This is a genomic window from Streptomyces sp. NPDC104309 (assembly GCF_055584025.1).
Map to the genome: position 1 here is coordinate 75,001 of NZ_JBVJMV010000005.1, position 14,700 is coordinate 89,700.

A 14,700-nucleotide genomic window follows, 5' to 3' on the forward strand; every position below is an offset into this window, starting at 1 on the left:
GGTCGCCGGTCGAAGGGATGCGTATGCCTGAGCAGTACGACGTGATCACCATGGGCCGGATCGGCGTGGACCTCTACCCCCTGCAGACCGGTCTGCCGCTGGCCGGGGTCGACACCTTCGGAAAGTTCCTCGGTGGTTCACCCACCAATGTCGCCGTCGCGGCGGCCCGGCTCGGCCGACGGACGGCGGTGGTGACGCGCACCGGCCGGGACGCCTTCGGGGAGTATCTGCACCACCAGTTGCGGGAGTTCGGGGTCGACGACCGGTGGGTGACGCCCGTCGACGCCTGGCCGACGCCCCTCACCTTCTGCGAGCTCTTCCCGCCCGACGACTTCCCGCTCTACTTCTACCGGCAGCCCAAGGCCCCCGACCTGGAGATCCACGCGTCCGAACTGGACCTTGACGCGGTGCGGTCCGCCCGGGTCTTCTGGATGACGGGCACCGGTCTGTGCGCCGAGCCGAGCCGCACCGCGACCCTCGCCGCACTCCGCGCCCGCGACCGGTCCGGCATCACCGTCTTCGACCTCGACTGGCGCCCGATGTTCTGGGACACCACGGAGGATTCCGCGTCCCGCCCCGTTCCGGCCGCCCGTTACCGGGAGGCCCTGGCCCATGCCACCGTCGCCGTCGGCAACCTCGACGAGTGCGAGATCGCTACGGGTGAGCGCGAACCCTACGCGGCCGCCCGCGCCCTGATCGCCGCGGGCATCGAACTGGCCGTCGTCAAGCGGGGCCCCAAGGGCGTTCTCGCCGTCCACCGCGACGGCTCGGTGGCCGATGTGCCGCCGCTGCCCGTCGAGGTCGTCAACGGCCTGGGAGCCGGTGACGCCTTCGGCGGGGCGCTCTGCCACGGACTGCTCGCCGGCTGGGAGACGGAGCGCGTCATGCGGTACGCCAACGCGGCCGGTGCGATCGTCGCCTCCCGGCTCGCCTGCTCCTCCGCCATGCCGTTCCCGCACGAAGTCGAAACGGCCCTGGCCGAAGGCGCCGTCACCTCCCGCCCCACCGGAGCCACCCCATGACGCCCGCGGCCGCCTCGGTCTCCGAACTCGTCCAACTGCGCGTGCGCCACCCCGAGGCCGTCGCCGAAGCCGCGGCGCGACGCCGCAGACGCCCCCTCGTCGGCAGCGGCGGGCGACTGATGATCATCGCGGCGGACCATCCGGCCCGTGGCTCCCTGGCCGTCGGCGACCGTGAACTGGCCATGGCCAACCGCTTCGAGCTGCTGGAACGGCTCCGCCTCGCCCTCTCCCGCCCCGGCGTCGACGGAGTCCTGGCCACCGCCGACATCCTCGACGACCTGTTGCTCCTCGGCGCGCTGGAGAACAAGGTCGTCGTCGGTTCGATGAACCGCGGCGGGCTCGCGGGCGCGGCCTTCGAACTCGACGACCGTTTCACCGGCCACCGCCCCGAGGACCTCGCCCGTCTCCGCTTCGACGCGGGCAAACTGCTGCTCCGTATCGACTACGACGACCCCGGCTCGCTCGACACCATGCACGCCACCGCGCGTGCCATCGACGCCATGGCCGCGCACCGGCTGCCGGTCTTCGTCGAGCCGTTCCTCTGCCGCCGCACGGACGGCCATGTCCGCAACGACCTCGGTGCGGAGGCGGTCACCACCTCGATCGCCATCGCCTCGGGGCTCGCCGGGACGTCCGCGTACACCTGGCTCAAGGTCCCCGTCACCGAGAACCCCGACGACATGGCCCGGGTGATGGAGGCCTCCACGCTGCCCGCCGTGCTGCTGGGCGGCGAGGTGCGCGACGACCTGGACGGCGCGTTCGAGAAGTGGCGCACGGCGCTGCGACTGCCGACCGTCCAGGGCCTGGTGGTGGGGCGTTCGCTGCTCTACCCGGCCGACGGAAAGGTGGCGGAAGCCGTCGACACGGCCGTATCGCTGCTGGAGCCGAGAGGAACGGGACAGAGCCCGGCACCGGGTAGGGAGTGGGTATGACGACCGACAACGAACCGCGGTACCACCTTCGCGCCGGGAACGCGGCGAGCGGCCCCTATGCCCTCGACATCGACCCGGAGCGGGCCGGCTGGGACCGGTCGAGCCTGCGTGTGCTGGAGCTGGGACCGGGCGGAATTCACACGCTTGTCACCGGGGAGAGCGAGTGGATCGTTCTGCCGTTGACCGGTGGCTGTACGGTGCACACCTCAGGTGAGATCTTTGAACTGCTGGGCCGGGAAAGCGTGTTCAGCGGGGTATCCGACTTCGCGTACGTACCGCGTGACGCCCATGCACAGATCGCCTCCGGCGCAGGAGGCCGCTTCGCCCTGGCAGGAGCGAAGTGCGAGCGACGACTCCCCGCTCGCTACGGCCCCGCGCCGGAGGTACCCGTCGAGCTGCGCGGCACCGGGAACTGCTCCCGTCAGGTCAACAACTTCGCCGCAGCCGACACCTTCGAGTGCGACCGGCTGATCGCCGTCGAGGTCCTCACCCCCGGTGGCAACTGGTCGTCCTACCCGCCGCACAAGCACGACGAGGACCGCCCCGGAGTCGAGTCCGTGCTGGAGGAGATCTACTACTTCGAGCTGGAGCACGACGGGCTCGGCTACCACCGGGTGTCGCCGTCGAAGGACGGCGGTACGGACGTCCTCGCCGAGGTCCGCAGCGGTGACGCGGTGCTCATCCCCGACGGCTGGCACGGCCCCTCCATCGCGTCCCCCGGCCGCACGCTGTACTACCTCAATGTGATGGCGGGTCCGGGCGAGCAGCGGGAGTGGCTGATCAGCGACCACCCCGACCACGGCTGGATCCGTGACACCTGGCCCTCGCAGCCGGTGGACCCCAGACTTCCGCTGTACGGGAATGTCCCGCCGTACGGTTCGGAGGCGACCTCATGAGCGCACCACGCATCCGCAGGCTGACCACCGCCCAGGCCCTGGTGTCCTTCCTCTCCCGCCAGTACACCGAGCGCGACGGCCGGCGACAGCGCCTGATCAGCGCCACCTGGGGCATCTTCGGCCATGGCAACGTCGCCGGAATCGGTCAGGCTCTCATCGAGTCGAGCCGTGCGATGCCCTATCTCCAGGGCCGCAACGAGCAGGCCATGGTGCACGCCGCCGTCGGCTACGCCCGTCAGTCCGGCAGGCTCTCCGCGCACGCCGTCACCACCTCCATCGGCCCCGGCGCCACCAATCTCGTCACCGGCGCCGCGCTTGCCACGATCAACCACCTCCCCGTCCTCCTCCTGCCCGGGGACACCTTCGCGACCCGGCCCGCCGACCCCGTGCTCCAGCAGCTCGAAGTCCCGTCCGCCGGCGACCTCTCGGTCAACGACTGCCTGCGCCCCGTCTCCCGCTACTTCGACCGGATCACCCGCCCCGAGGCCCTGATCCCGGCCGCCCTCCAGGCCATGCGAACCCTGAGCGACCCGGCGGAGACCGGCGCGGTCACCCTCGCGCTGCCGCAGGACGTGCAGGCCGAGGCGCACGACTGGCCGGAGGAGTTCTTCGCCGAGCGCGTCTGGTACGTACGCCGCCCCGCTCCCGATCCGTACGAGCTCGACCGGGCGGTACGGGCCGTGCGCGGTGCCCGTCGGCCGCTGATCGTGGCCGGCGGCGGCATCCACCACAGCGCGGCGGAGGAGACCCTGGCCGCGTTCGCCGCCGCCACCCGTATCCCCGTCGCCTCGACCCAGGCCGGCAAGGGTTCCCTGCGCCACGACCACCCCGCCGACGTCGGAGGCATCGGCCACACCGGCACCGCGACCGCCGACGAGCTGGCCCGCACCGCCGACCTGGTCATCGGTATCGGCACCCGCTACTCCGACTTCACCACGGCCTCCGCCACGCTCTTCTCGAACCCGGCGGTCCGCTTCCTCAACCTCAACATCACCGGCTTCGACGCCCACAAACTCGGCGCACTCCCGCTCGTCGCCGACGCCCGTACCGCCCTCGAAGCCCTCACCGCCGAGCTCGCCGCACGCGGCCACCGCGTCGAGCCGTCCTACGAGACCGAGTACACCGAGGCCAAGGAGGAATGGGAGCAGCGGGTCACCGCCGCGTTCACCGCCGACGACCCGCACGCCCGCCCCACCCAGGCCCAGGTCCTGGGCCTCCTCGACACCCTGGTCACCGAGGACGACATCGTGATCAACGCGGCCGGTTCGCTCCCCGGCGACCTGCACAAGCTCTGGCGGGCCCGCTCCCCGCGGCAGTACCACGTCGAGTACGGCTACTCCTGCATGGGCTACGAGATCCCGGCCGCGATCGGGGTCCAGCTGGCCGCCCCCGGCCGCCCCGTCTGGGCCCTCGTCGGCGACGGCACGTACCTGATGAATCCCACCGAGATCGTCACCGCGGTGCAGCAGGAGCTCCCGGTGAAGCTGGTCGTCCTCCAGAACCACGGCTACGCGTCCATCGGCGGTCTCTCCGAGGCGGTCGGCGGCGAGCGCTTCGGCACGGCCTACCGTCACCGCGCCGCGGACGGCACCTTCACCGGCCCCCCGCTCCCCGTCGACCTCGCGGCCAACGCGGGCTCGCTGGGGATGCGGGTGCTCCGTGCCAAGACCGTGCGTGACCTGCGCGAAGCCCTTGCCGAGGCACGCGCCGCGGACCGTCCCACTTGTGTCTACGTCGAGACCGAAACGGCAGACACAGTGTCGGGGCCCCCTCCGGCGCAGGCATGGTGGGATGTTCCCGTAGCCGAAACGGCCACCCGGCCGTCGGCCGTGAAAGCCCGCGAAGAGTACGACCGACACGTCGCCGACCGACGCCGCCACCTCTGAAGACGCCACTGAAGGAGTTCTGTCATGAAGACCGTCAACCACTGGATCGGTGGCAAGACCGTCGAGGGCGCGTCGGGCAACTACGGCCCGGTCACCGACCCGGCCACCGGCGCCGTCACCACGCAGGTCGCGCTCGCCTCCCTCGAAGAGGTCGACGCCGCGGTCGCCGCCGCCAAGGACGCCTACGCCACCTGGGGCACGTCCTCGCTGGCCGCCCGCACCGCGGTCCTCTTCCGCTACCGCGCGCTGCTGGACGCCCACCGCGACGAGATCGCCGCGCTGATCACCGCCGAGCACGGCAAGGTGCACTCGGACGCGCTGGGCGAGGTCGCCCGCGGTCTGGAGATCGTCGAGCTGGCCTGCGGCATCACCACCCAGCTCAAGGGCGAGCTGTCCACCCAGGTCTCCAGCCGGGTCGACGTCTCCTCGATCCGCCAGTCGCTCGGTGTCGTCGCGGGCATCACCCCGTTCAACTTCCCGGCCATGGTGCCGATGTGGATGTTCCCGCTCGCCATCGCCTGCGGAAACACCTTTGTGCTCAAGCCCAGCGAGAAGGACCCGTCGACCGCCAACCGGCTGGCCGAGCTGGCCTCCGAGGCCGGTCTGCCGGACGGTGTGCTGAACGTCCTGCACGGTGACAAGGTCGCCGTCGACGGGCTCCTCGCCCACCCCGACGTGGCCGCGGTCTCCTTCGTGGGCTCCACCCCGATCGCCCGTCACATCCACACCACCGCCACCGCCAACGGCAAGCGGGTCCAGGCGCTCGGCGGTGCGAAGAACCACATGCTGGTGCTGCCGGACGCGGACCTCGACGCCGCGGCCGACGCCGCCGTCTCCGCCGCGTACGGCTCCGCCGGTGAGCGCTGCATGGCGATCTCCGCGGTCGTCGCGGTCGGCTCCATCGCCGACGAGCTCGTCGCCAAGATCAAGGAGCGCGCCGAGAAGATCAAGATCGGCCCGGGTAACGACCCGACGTCCGAGATGGGCCCGCTGATCACCGCCGCCCACCGCGACAAGGTCGCCTCCTACGTCACGGGCGCGGCCGCCCAGGGCGCCGATGTCGTCCTCGACGGCACGGGCTTCACGGTCGAGGGCTTCGAGGACGGCCACTGGATCGGCCTCTCCCTCCTCGACAACGTGTCCACCGACTCGGACGCGTACAAGGACGAGATCTTCGGCCCGGTCCTGTGCGTCCTGCGCACCGAGACGTACGAGGAGGGCGTCGCCCTCATGAACGCCTCCCCGTTCGGCAACGGCACCGCGATCTTCACCCGCGACGGCGGCGCCGCCCGCCGCTTCCAGCTGGAGATCGAGGCCGGCATGGTCGGCGTCAACGTGCCGATTCCGGTGCCGGTCGGCTACCACTCCTTCGGTGGCTGGAAGGACTCCCTCTTCGGCGACCACCACATCTACGGCAACGACGGCGTGCACTTCTACACCCGCGGCAAGGTAGTCACCACCCGCTGGCCGGACCCGGCCGACGCCCCGGCGGGCGTGGACCTGGGCTTCCCCCGCAACCACTGACCCGTAGCCCCACCCGACGGCCCGTACGGACACTGTGTCCGTACGGGCCGTCGCCGTGTCCGCGGCACCCCAAGGGCCGTCCCGTAACCCCTGGCGGGCGCGCGACGCCAGCTACTTCCCCAAGCTCTCGGCTGCGCTCGAACAGGGGAGGCCCCATCCTCGCCGCGTTGTCGGAACGTCCGCATACATCCGGTATGCGGACGTCCCTCCGCCTTGCGATGCACCGCACCCGACGCCGCGCGCTGCTCCACCAGGGATGACGGGACGGCCCTTGGCGCTGACGTGGCGCTGACGGCGCGGGCACATGGCCGTACCGCCGGTCCGACGGCGCTGGACTGCCCTCGTGCTCGTCGACTGGAATGGATCCGGCACCCACGAAGCACGGTACGGGGGCTCTTGCGGAGGCTCGACGTGGTGGAGGCGATGGCAGTGAGTGCGGTGGACGAACGCCCTTCGGGGCCCGAGACGATGGACGCCACCACGGTCGTGGACGACCTGCTCGATCTCGCCCGGTCCGAGCGGCGGCAGGCCCTGGAGGACCTCGTCGTCGCCGAGTTCAAGATCGCGCTGCTCATGGAGGACCATGACGAACTCCCCATGGACGAGAGCTATTTCGACCTGGGGCTCACCTCGCTGACGATCACCGATCTGAAGCAGAGCCTGGAGTCGATGATCGGGCACGAACTCAGCGCGAACCTGCTGTTCAACAGCCCCACCGTGGGTCAGCTGATGGACCACATCTGCGACGAGCTGCTCCCCGGCCTGTTCCGCCCCGCCCGCGCGTCCGCGCCCGGCGACGGGACCACGTCCGGCGCCGTCCCCGGCCCCCGCGCCGCCGCCGACCCTTCGGCGGACGATCTGGTCGACGAAGCCCTCAAGAACCTCTACCAGGGACAGGGGTAGGAGACATGGCAGACCTGGACGACGCGACCACCGCCGACGCCCTGGCGCAGGCCAGGGAGGATCTGCGCAGGCAGCGTGAGCTCCTGAAGGAGCTGCTGCGGGAGAAGTACGAACCGATCGCGATCGTGGGCGTCGGCCTGCGCTTTCCCGGCGGGAACAACTCCCTGGAGGAATTCACCGAGTTCCTGCGCGAGGGACGCAGCGCCATCGGCCCGCTCCCGAAGGACCGCTGGGACGTCGAGGCATACGCGTCCGGTGAGGGCCGCGGCGTCATCCGGACCACGGGCGGCGGCTTTCTCGACGGCCTCGAACGGTTCGACCCCAAGTTCTTCAGGACGGCCCCGGCCGAGGCGCACTGTCTGGACCCGCAACAGCGGCTGGTGCTGGAGACGGCGTGGGAGTCCCTCGAACACGCCGGAATCGACCCGACCGCACTGCGGCACGGCAATGGCGGCATCTACGTGGGCGCCAGCTCCCTCGACTACGTGATGGAGATGGACGAGCTCCCCGACGACGAACTGGACGGCCGGATCGCGGCCGGGGTCTCGCACGCGGGCATCTGCGGCAGACTCTCGTACTTCCTCGGCTGGCGCGGGCCCTCCATCACCGTGGACACCGCCTGCTCGGCCTCCCTCGTCGCGCTCCACCTCGCCGTCCAGGGGCTGCGCCGCCGCGAGTGCGACATCGCCCTGGCCGGCGGGGTCAACGCCATCCACCACCCCCGGAGCACCGCGCTCTTCTCCGATCTGACCGCGCTCTCGCCCGACGGCCTCTGCAAGACCTTCGACGACGCGGCCGACGGCTACGGCCGGGCCGAGGGCTGCGGCATGATCGTGCTGAAGCGGCTCTCGGACGCCCGGCGCGACGGCGACACCGTCCTGGCACTCGTCCGTGGCAGCGCCGTCGGGCAGGACGGCGAGAGCGCCGGGCTCACCGTGCCCAACGGCGCCGCGCAGGAGACCCTGTTGCGGCGGGCGCTCAGCAGCGCCCGGCTGGAGCCCGGCGACGTCCAGTACGTGGAGGCGCACGGCACCGGAACCCCTCTCGGGGACCCGATCGAGATCGGTGCGATCAGCGAGGTCTTCGCGGACTCGCACAGCAGGAACGATCCGGTGATCGTCGGCTCGGCCAAGACCAATCTCGGACACATGGAGCCGGCCGCGGGGATCGGCGGGGTCATCAAGGCCGTCGCCCAGCTGCGCAGCGGGGAGATCTTCCCCCACCTCAACTTCGAGAAGCCGTCGTCACGCATTCCCTGGGAGGTCTCCCCGGTCGAGATCCCCACGGAGACCCGCCCCTGGACGTCCGGCACCCGACGCGCGATGGTCAACTCCTTCGGCTTCGCCGGAACTCTGGCGTCCGCGGTCCTCGAAGAGGCACCCGCCGCCGCGGACGCCCCCGCCCGCGAGCAGGCGGTCCCGACCGGGGACGCGAGCCGAGAGGCCGATGGCGGCTCCGGGGACGCGAGCCGCGCCGGCCGGTCCGGGGACGCGAGCCGTGAGGCGGACGGGCGGCCCGACGGCAGCGGCCGGGAAGGCGGTCACGTCTTCACGCTGTCCGCGAAGTCGGCCCGCTCCCTCGCCCTGCAGATCGAGCGCTACCAGCGGCTGCTGGCCGACCGGCCCGACCTGCCCGTCGACGCCGTCTGCTACACCGGCAACACCGGTCGCGCCCACTTCGACCACCGGATCGCCGGAGTCGTCCGCGACCACGCCGGTCTCTCCGCCCTGCTCGCCGACCGGGCCGACAGGCCCGTGGCCGACAGGCCGGAGGCCGTACGCAAGACCGTCTTCCTGTTCACCGGACAGGGCGCGCAGCACCCGGGCATGGGCCTCGCCCTGTACGGGCGCCACCCGCTCTTCCGCCGGACCGTCGACGAGCTGGACGAGCTGTTCGCCCCGCATCTGGGCCGCTCCATCAGGGAGTTGATGTTCGGCCGTACCGAGGACGCCGAGGAACTGCATCGCACCCGGTACACCCAGCCCGCCCTGTTCGTCCTGGAGTACGCGCTGGCGCGGCTGTGGCTCTCCTGGGGCGTGCGGCCCTCCGCCGTCATCGGACACAGCATCGGCGAGGTGGTCGCCGCGACCGTCGCCGGACTCTTCACCGTGGCCGACGCGGTCCGGCTGGTGGCGGTCCGGGCCCGGCTGATGGACTCGGTCACCGCTCCCGGCGGCATGGCGGCCGTCGGGGCCGCCGCCGAAACGGTGAACGCCCTGGTGGAGCCGTACGAGGACCTCGCCGTCGCCGCGTACAACGCACCCACGCAGTGCGTCATCTCGGGAGGCGCCGCCTCGCTGGACGCGGCGACCACCGAGCTGGCCGCCAAGGGCGTGCGGGTCAAGCGGCTGCCCGTCTCGCACGCCTTCCACTCGCCGCTGATGGGCGCGGTCACCGAGGAGTTCCGTGCGGCCTTCGACGACATCGTCTTCCACGAGCCCGAGTTCACTCTGATCTCCAACCTCACGGGCCAGGTGGCCCGTTGGCGGGACATCTCCAAGCCCGACTACTGGGTCCGGCACATCGCCGAACCCGTGGACTTCGCGGCCGGGATGCGCACCGTGGCCCGGCGCGGCAGGCACACGTACATCGAGATCGGGCCGTCCGCCACGCTGTCCTCGCTGGCCCGGGAGAACCTCGACGCCCCGGGTGACATCTGGCTGCCCAGCCTGCGCCCGGCCCAGCAGGACGACCTGGCGCTGCTGTCGTCGGCGGCCAAGCTGTACGCCGCCGGATACCCGGTGTCCTGGACCGGCTTCCACGCGGAGCGGCGGATGCGGCGGGTGGTACTGCCGGGCTACGCCTTCGACCGCCAGGAGTACTGGCTCCGGTCGGCGAACCCGCGCCGCTTCTCGCCCGGGACCGGAGCGGGTGCCCGGCCGAACACCGCACCGGACGCCCCGGCGACCGGGCCCGTCGCCACCGCCCCGGCGGAGCTGGACACCGGGCGACTGCTCTCCATGGGCCACGACGAACGGCTCGCCGCCCTCACCGGACACATCCGTGCGCTGATGGCCGCCGAGCTCCAGTTCGACGACCCCGCGGAGATCGAGCCGGGCGCGCACTTCCTCGACCTGGGCCTGGACTCGCTGGCCGCCGCCCGGCTCAGCGGGCAGCTGGGCACGGCCCTGGGCCGCAGGACCACGGTGTCCGAGGTTCTGGACCACCCCAGCGCACGCTCCCTGGCCGAGTTCGCCGAGCAACGGCTGACCTCGGACTGAACCCCGCGCCGCACCCGGCCGGGCAGCAACCTCCCGATCAGCCGGACCTGTTGATGGAGAGATCATGGACGAGGCCACGCCAGAGACACTCGCCGCCATCCCCGGACACCACGCCGCCGTCCGGCCCGATCATGTCGCCATGATCCACCTCGACACCGAGGTGACGTACGCCGAACTCGACCGTGAGAGCAACCGCGCCGCGCACGCCCTGCTCGCCGCGGGGCTCGCTCCCGGCGACCGGGTCGCGTTCCTCGGCATGGAGTCGCAGTACTACTACGAGATCGCCTTCGCCTGCGCCAAGAGCGGCACCGTCCTGGTACCGGTCAACTGGCGGCTCACCGAGAGCGAGGTCGAGCACCAACTGCGCGACTCCTGCGCCCGGCTGCTCTTCGTGGAGGAGGAGTACCGCGCCACCGCCGAGCAGATCGAGGCCGAACTGCCGGAGCTGAAAACGGTCGTCGGCATGGACGCCCGGGGACGGCGCGGCGCGGGCTACGCGGACTGGAAGTCCGCCTTCCCGGACTCCGGCACCGGATACCGTCCAGATCCCGCCCAGCCCGTCGCCCAGATGTACACGAGCGGCACCACCGGACTGCCCAAGGGGGTGGTCCTGCCCCACCGGAGCTTCTTCGCGCTGGGCCGCGCCATGGACGACAACGGTCTGGACTGGGTGGACTGGAAACCCGACGACAAGAGCCTGATCGGGCTGCCGGGACTGCACATCGCCGGGCTCTCCTGGTCCATGCAGGGGTTCACCGCCGGTGTGACGAACGTGATCATGCGGATGTTCGTCGCGCAGGAAGCGGTCGCCCTGATCAGGGACGTGGGCGTCACCACCACGTTCGTCGCCCCGGCCATGCTCCAGATGATGCTGGCCGAGCCCGCCGCGTCCAAGGAGACCTTCGCGACGCTGCGCAAGGCGGTCTACGGCGGCTCGCCGATCGCGGAGGAGTTGCTGGTCCGCTCCCTCGACGTGCTGGAGGCCGATCTGGTGCAGGCCTACGCCGCCACCGAGACGGGCAACGCGGTGGCCCTGCTGCCGATGCCCGACCACATACCGGGAAGCCCCCGGCTGCGTGCCGCCGGGCGCGCGTGCCCGGGGGTGGAGATACGGATCGTCGCCGACGGCAGGACCTGTGCGACGGGGGAGACCGGTGAGGTGTGGGTGCGGTCGGCCGCGGTCATGCTGGGCTACTGGAACCTGCCGGAGGCCACCGCGCGGACCCTGACGGACGGATGGCTGGGGATGGGTGACGCCGGCTACCTCGACGAGGACGGCTATCTCTATCTCTGCGACCGGATCAAGGACACGATCATCGTCGCCGGGGAGAACGTCTACCCCGGTGAGGTGGAGGAGGCACTCGGCAAGCACCCCGCGGTGGCCGAGGTGGCGGTCATCGGTGCCCCGCACCCTCGTTGGGGCGAGGCGGTGCACGCCTGCGTGGTGCTGAACGAGGGCATGCGGGCGACCCCGAGGGAACTGATGCTGTCCCTGAAGGGGCGGATCGCCGACTTCAAGATCCCCGTCCGGTACGACTTCCTGGACGGCCTGCCCCGCAACTCGACCGGCAAGGTGCTCCGCCGCGAACTTCGGGACAGGTTCTGGGCGGGGCGGACCAGCAAGATCCACTGACGGCTGACGGCTGACGGCTGACGGCTGACGGCTGACGGCTGACGGCCGACGGCGGTACCGGTAGCGGTGCCGAAACCGAAACCGGCATCGGCCCCGGCATAGGCTCCTTCACCGGCCTCGGCACTGGTACCGAAGCCGGTGCCGGCGCCGGGGCCGATGCCGCTGTCAGCCCCGTCGCGGGCCCGCCGCGCCGCGCCGCAGCCGGCGTGCCAGATCCGCGCCCACCGCCATGGCCTGCTCGTAGATGTAGAAGTGACCGCCCGGCAGCTCGTTGAGCCCCAGGAACGTGTCCGCCCGGTCGGCCCACGCGCCCATGGCGCCCCCGCCCAGAAGCGGGTCCGAGGCCCCGCCGTAGGCCACCACCGGGCAGTCGACCCGTGCGCGGTCGTCCGTGTATCCGTTCACCACGGTGAAATCGGCGCGCAGCGTGGGGAGTACGAGGTCGAGCAGCTCACGGTTCCCGGTGACCTCCGGCGGCAGGCCCCCGAACTCCTCGACACGGGCCAGGAATTCCTTGTCGGGGAGCTGGGCGACGGGCACCGGGCTCGGCCGGTGCGCGCCCCCCTCCCATCCGGAGACCGCGAGCAGAGCGGGAGCGGGGGCACCGTCCTTCTGCAGGGCGAGGGTCAACCGGTAGGCGATCAGCGCCCCCATGCTGTGCCCGAAGAACGCGAAGCGACGTCCGTCGAGGTCGTCCTCCAGAGCCTCGTACACGGCCTCGACGAGGTCGTCCAGATCGGTGAACGCGGGAGTGGCGCGGCGGTTCTGCCGACCGGGCAGCTGGACCGCCGCGACCTCCACGTCGTCGGGCAGCATCTGCGCCCAGCGGGCGTACGTCGCGGCCGACCCGCCCGCGTGGTGGAACACGTACAGCCGGCACGCCGCGTCGGGCCGTGCCCGGCCGGTGTGGAACCAAGCGGCGCCGAGCCCCGCGTTCTCCTGGACCATCTGCCCCTCCCGCGCTTGTGCCGCGAGGGACGGGGACCTTGCCGCCACCGCCGCCTCGCGTCCTTACCACTCGACGCTAGGCAGCGGGCAGGGGCCGGACAATTACTTGCCAGGTAATCGACACCCTCTCCACCGCGCGCGGAAGGTGGCGGAACTTGTACTGGTTCGAGCGTGGGGAAGAGCGCTGTGAACGACGCCGACACCGCACCACCGAAAGCGGGCCGCGCCACCTCCGGGGGAACCGGCTCCCTGGCGCTGCCGGTGATCCTGGCCGGCACCTTCATGGTCGTCCTCGACTTCTTCATCGTGAACGTCGCGATCCCCGCGATGCAGACCGAGCTCGGCGCGAGTACGGCCCAGGTCCAGCTGATCGTGGCCGGATACGGACTGGCGTACGCCTGTGGCCTGATCCGCTTCGTGCATTCGCATTCGCACCCGCACCCGGATCCGCTGAGCGCACCCGCAGCCACGGGTGTGCTCAGCGGCCGGTCGGCAGCAGGGGGGAGCCCTCCGGAACCGCGGCGCGCAGATACTCGCTCCAGTGGTGGGAGTGGAGCGTGGCGGCCGTGTGCGTGTCGGCGGGATAGAACGTCTCGATGGTCAGCTCCGCCAGCGTGATGTCGACGGGCGCCACGAAGGCCGTCACGGCGCTGAAGAAACTCAACTCGGTCCCGAGCGCGCGGATGTGCAGCGGAATCGCGATGTGGTGGGCGTCCGCGGGGTCGGGGGAGCCCGGCTCGGACTCCAGCAGACCCGACGGGTACCGGTAGGCGCGGACCTCCTCGTACAGGGAGTCGAGCCGCTCGTCGTTGGTGAACGCGGCATCGCGTCGCAGCCGGCAGAGCAGATGCCGGCGCCACTCGGCGAAGTTGGTGATCCGCCGCGCCATACCCATCGGATGCAGCCCGAGCCGCACGACGTTGACGGGCGGCAGCAGCAGTTCCTCCGCCACACCGTCCAGCAGCGCCATCGCCGACCTGTTGGCGCGGCACAGATCCGAAACGGTGTCGAAGACCAGGGCGGGGTACGGCTCGTGGCCGGTGAGGAGCCGCTCGACGGCCTCATTGGCCTGATCCATGTGGGACGCGCCGATGGGAGTCTCCTCATAGGCCGGCGCATATCCGGCGGCCATGATCAAACGATTGCGCTGACGCACGGGCACGTCCAACTGGTCGCAGAGACGCAGGAGCAGTTCGCGACTCGGCCTGGCGCGCCCGGTCTCTATGAAGCTCAGATGACGGCTGGATGTCTCCGCCATCAGGGCGAGTGCCATTTGGCTCAGATTGCGTCGGTGGCGCCACTCCCGGAGCATGGGGCCGATTCGATTGGGCTTCGTGTGTCCGCTGGGCATCGTGTGTCCGCGCATTTGTCCATGGTAGGCAGGTGGACTTCACCCTTCCCGGCCCGGCCGTGAGCTGTAATAAACTTTGGCCGGAATGATTCGCCCATGGCCGCAGGGCTTTTAATCCCCTGCCCCGGTGTTGGCCTCCTCGTAAATAAACAGCGAATCGACGATAAGAATCCGGACTGTCCTGATCTCGGACGTGTGGCCTCGTGACCGTCCAGTATCCGGATGGGTCAGTCGACCGTCAGGGCCATATCAGTGCCCCCTGCCAGAATCGCCGACGTGCCGAGTCGCGCAGCTTTCGGCCACTTCCGTGTTTCCGCAGCCTTTGTCTCCGCAGCGTCGAGCATCCAGCACCTCGGAAGGAAGACGTCGAATCGTGGAATCTCC

10 protein-coding genes are annotated in these 14,700 nt (G+C 70.9%); 8 read left to right on the plus strand and 2 right to left on the minus strand.

Features of this window, described 5'->3' with window-relative positions:
* Nucleotides 1-23: 23 nt before the first annotated feature.
* From iolC to ACZ68L_RS08930, 8 genes are all read left to right on the plus strand, one after another.
* Entirely contained in the window at nucleotides 24-1,022 is a 999-nt protein-coding gene (iolC, locus tag ACZ68L_RS08895; protein ID WP_469575416.1) for a 5-dehydro-2-deoxygluconokinase, read from the plus strand.
* Nucleotides 1,019-1,954 carry a Cgl0159 family (beta/alpha)8-fold protein gene (locus ACZ68L_RS08900; RefSeq protein WP_469575418.1) on the plus strand — a complete coding sequence of 312 codons (936 nt, stop codon included), beginning with the start codon at nucleotides 1,019-1,021 and terminating at the stop codon, nucleotides 1,952-1,954. Before iolC ends, ACZ68L_RS08900 begins: the two co-directional genes overlap by 4 nt.
* Nucleotides 1,951-2,850, plus strand: a complete 900-nt coding sequence (gene iolB, locus ACZ68L_RS08905) for a 5-deoxy-glucuronate isomerase (RefSeq protein WP_469575420.1) — start codon at nucleotides 1,951-1,953, stop codon at nucleotides 2,848-2,850. The genes ACZ68L_RS08900 and iolB overlap by 4 nt, the downstream gene beginning before the upstream one ends.
* The gene (iolD, locus tag ACZ68L_RS08910; RefSeq protein WP_469575422.1) at nucleotides 2,847-4,736 is read left to right on the plus strand and encodes a 3D-(3,5/4)-trihydroxycyclohexane-1,2-dione acylhydrolase (decyclizing); all 1,890 of its coding nucleotides are present in this window, start codon (nucleotides 2,847-2,849) and stop codon (nucleotides 4,734-4,736) included. Before iolB ends, iolD begins: the two co-directional genes overlap by 4 nt.
* Nucleotides 4,737-4,760: 24 nt before the next feature.
* Nucleotides 4,761-6,260 carry a CoA-acylating methylmalonate-semialdehyde dehydrogenase gene (locus tag ACZ68L_RS08915; protein WP_469575424.1) on the plus strand — a complete coding sequence of 500 codons (1,500 nt, stop codon included), beginning with the start codon at nucleotides 4,761-4,763 and terminating at the stop codon, nucleotides 6,258-6,260.
* Between the two features lie 423 nt (nucleotides 6,261-6,683).
* Entirely contained in the window at nucleotides 6,684-7,163 is a 480-nt protein-coding gene (locus ACZ68L_RS08920; RefSeq protein ID WP_469575426.1) for an acyl carrier protein, read from the plus strand.
* Nucleotides 7,164-7,168: 5 nt separating this feature from the next.
* Complete coding sequence (locus ACZ68L_RS08925) at nucleotides 7,169-10,384, plus strand: type I polyketide synthase (protein ID WP_469575428.1); 3,216 nt, start codon at nucleotides 7,169-7,171, stop codon at nucleotides 10,382-10,384.
* Between the two features lie 64 nt (nucleotides 10,385-10,448).
* Nucleotides 10,449-12,017, plus strand: coding sequence for a long-chain-fatty-acid--CoA ligase (locus ACZ68L_RS08930; RefSeq protein ID WP_469575430.1), 1,569 nt, complete (start codon nucleotides 10,449-10,451; stop codon nucleotides 12,015-12,017).
* A 165-nt stretch (nucleotides 12,018-12,182) separates the two neighbouring features.
* Here ACZ68L_RS08930 and ACZ68L_RS08935 read toward each other — a convergent pair whose 3' ends face one another.
* Complete coding sequence (locus ACZ68L_RS08935) at nucleotides 12,183-13,013, minus strand: thioesterase II family protein (RefSeq protein WP_469575431.1); 831 nt, start codon at nucleotides 13,011-13,013, stop codon at nucleotides 12,183-12,185.
* Nucleotides 13,014-13,443: 430 nt separating this feature from the next.
* Nucleotides 13,444-14,331: a helix-turn-helix domain-containing protein gene (locus ACZ68L_RS08940; protein WP_469575433.1), complete on the minus strand. Its 888-nt coding sequence runs from the start codon at nucleotides 14,329-14,331 to the stop codon at nucleotides 13,444-13,446.
* Nucleotides 14,332-14,700 lie beyond the last annotated feature (369 nt).

Excerpts from the sequence above, each read along its gene's own strand:
- ACZ68L_RS08915 (WP_469575424.1), top strand. The coding sequence starts at position 4,761 with ATGAAGACCGTCAACCACTGGATCGGTGGCAAGACCGTCGAGGGCGCG.
- ACZ68L_RS08940 (WP_469575433.1), bottom strand. The coding sequence starts at position 14,331 with ATGCGCGGACACACGATGCCCAGCGGACACACGAAGCCCAATCGAATC.
- ACZ68L_RS08900 (WP_469575418.1), top strand. The coding sequence starts at position 1,019 with ATGACGCCCGCGGCCGCCTCGGTCTCCGAACTCGTCCAACTGCGCGTG.
- ACZ68L_RS08920 (WP_469575426.1), top strand. The coding sequence starts at position 6,684 with ATGGCAGTGAGTGCGGTGGACGAACGCCCTTCGGGGCCCGAGACGATG.
- iolC (WP_469575416.1), top strand. The coding sequence starts at position 24 with ATGCCTGAGCAGTACGACGTGATCACCATGGGCCGGATCGGCGTGGAC.
- ACZ68L_RS08925 (WP_469575428.1), top strand. The coding sequence starts at position 7,169 with ATGGCAGACCTGGACGACGCGACCACCGCCGACGCCCTGGCGCAGGCC.
- ACZ68L_RS08930 (WP_469575430.1), top strand. The coding sequence starts at position 10,449 with ATGGACGAGGCCACGCCAGAGACACTCGCCGCCATCCCCGGACACCAC.
- iolB (WP_469575420.1), top strand. The coding sequence starts at position 1,951 with ATGACGACCGACAACGAACCGCGGTACCACCTTCGCGCCGGGAACGCG.
- iolD (WP_469575422.1), top strand. The coding sequence starts at position 2,847 with ATGAGCGCACCACGCATCCGCAGGCTGACCACCGCCCAGGCCCTGGTG.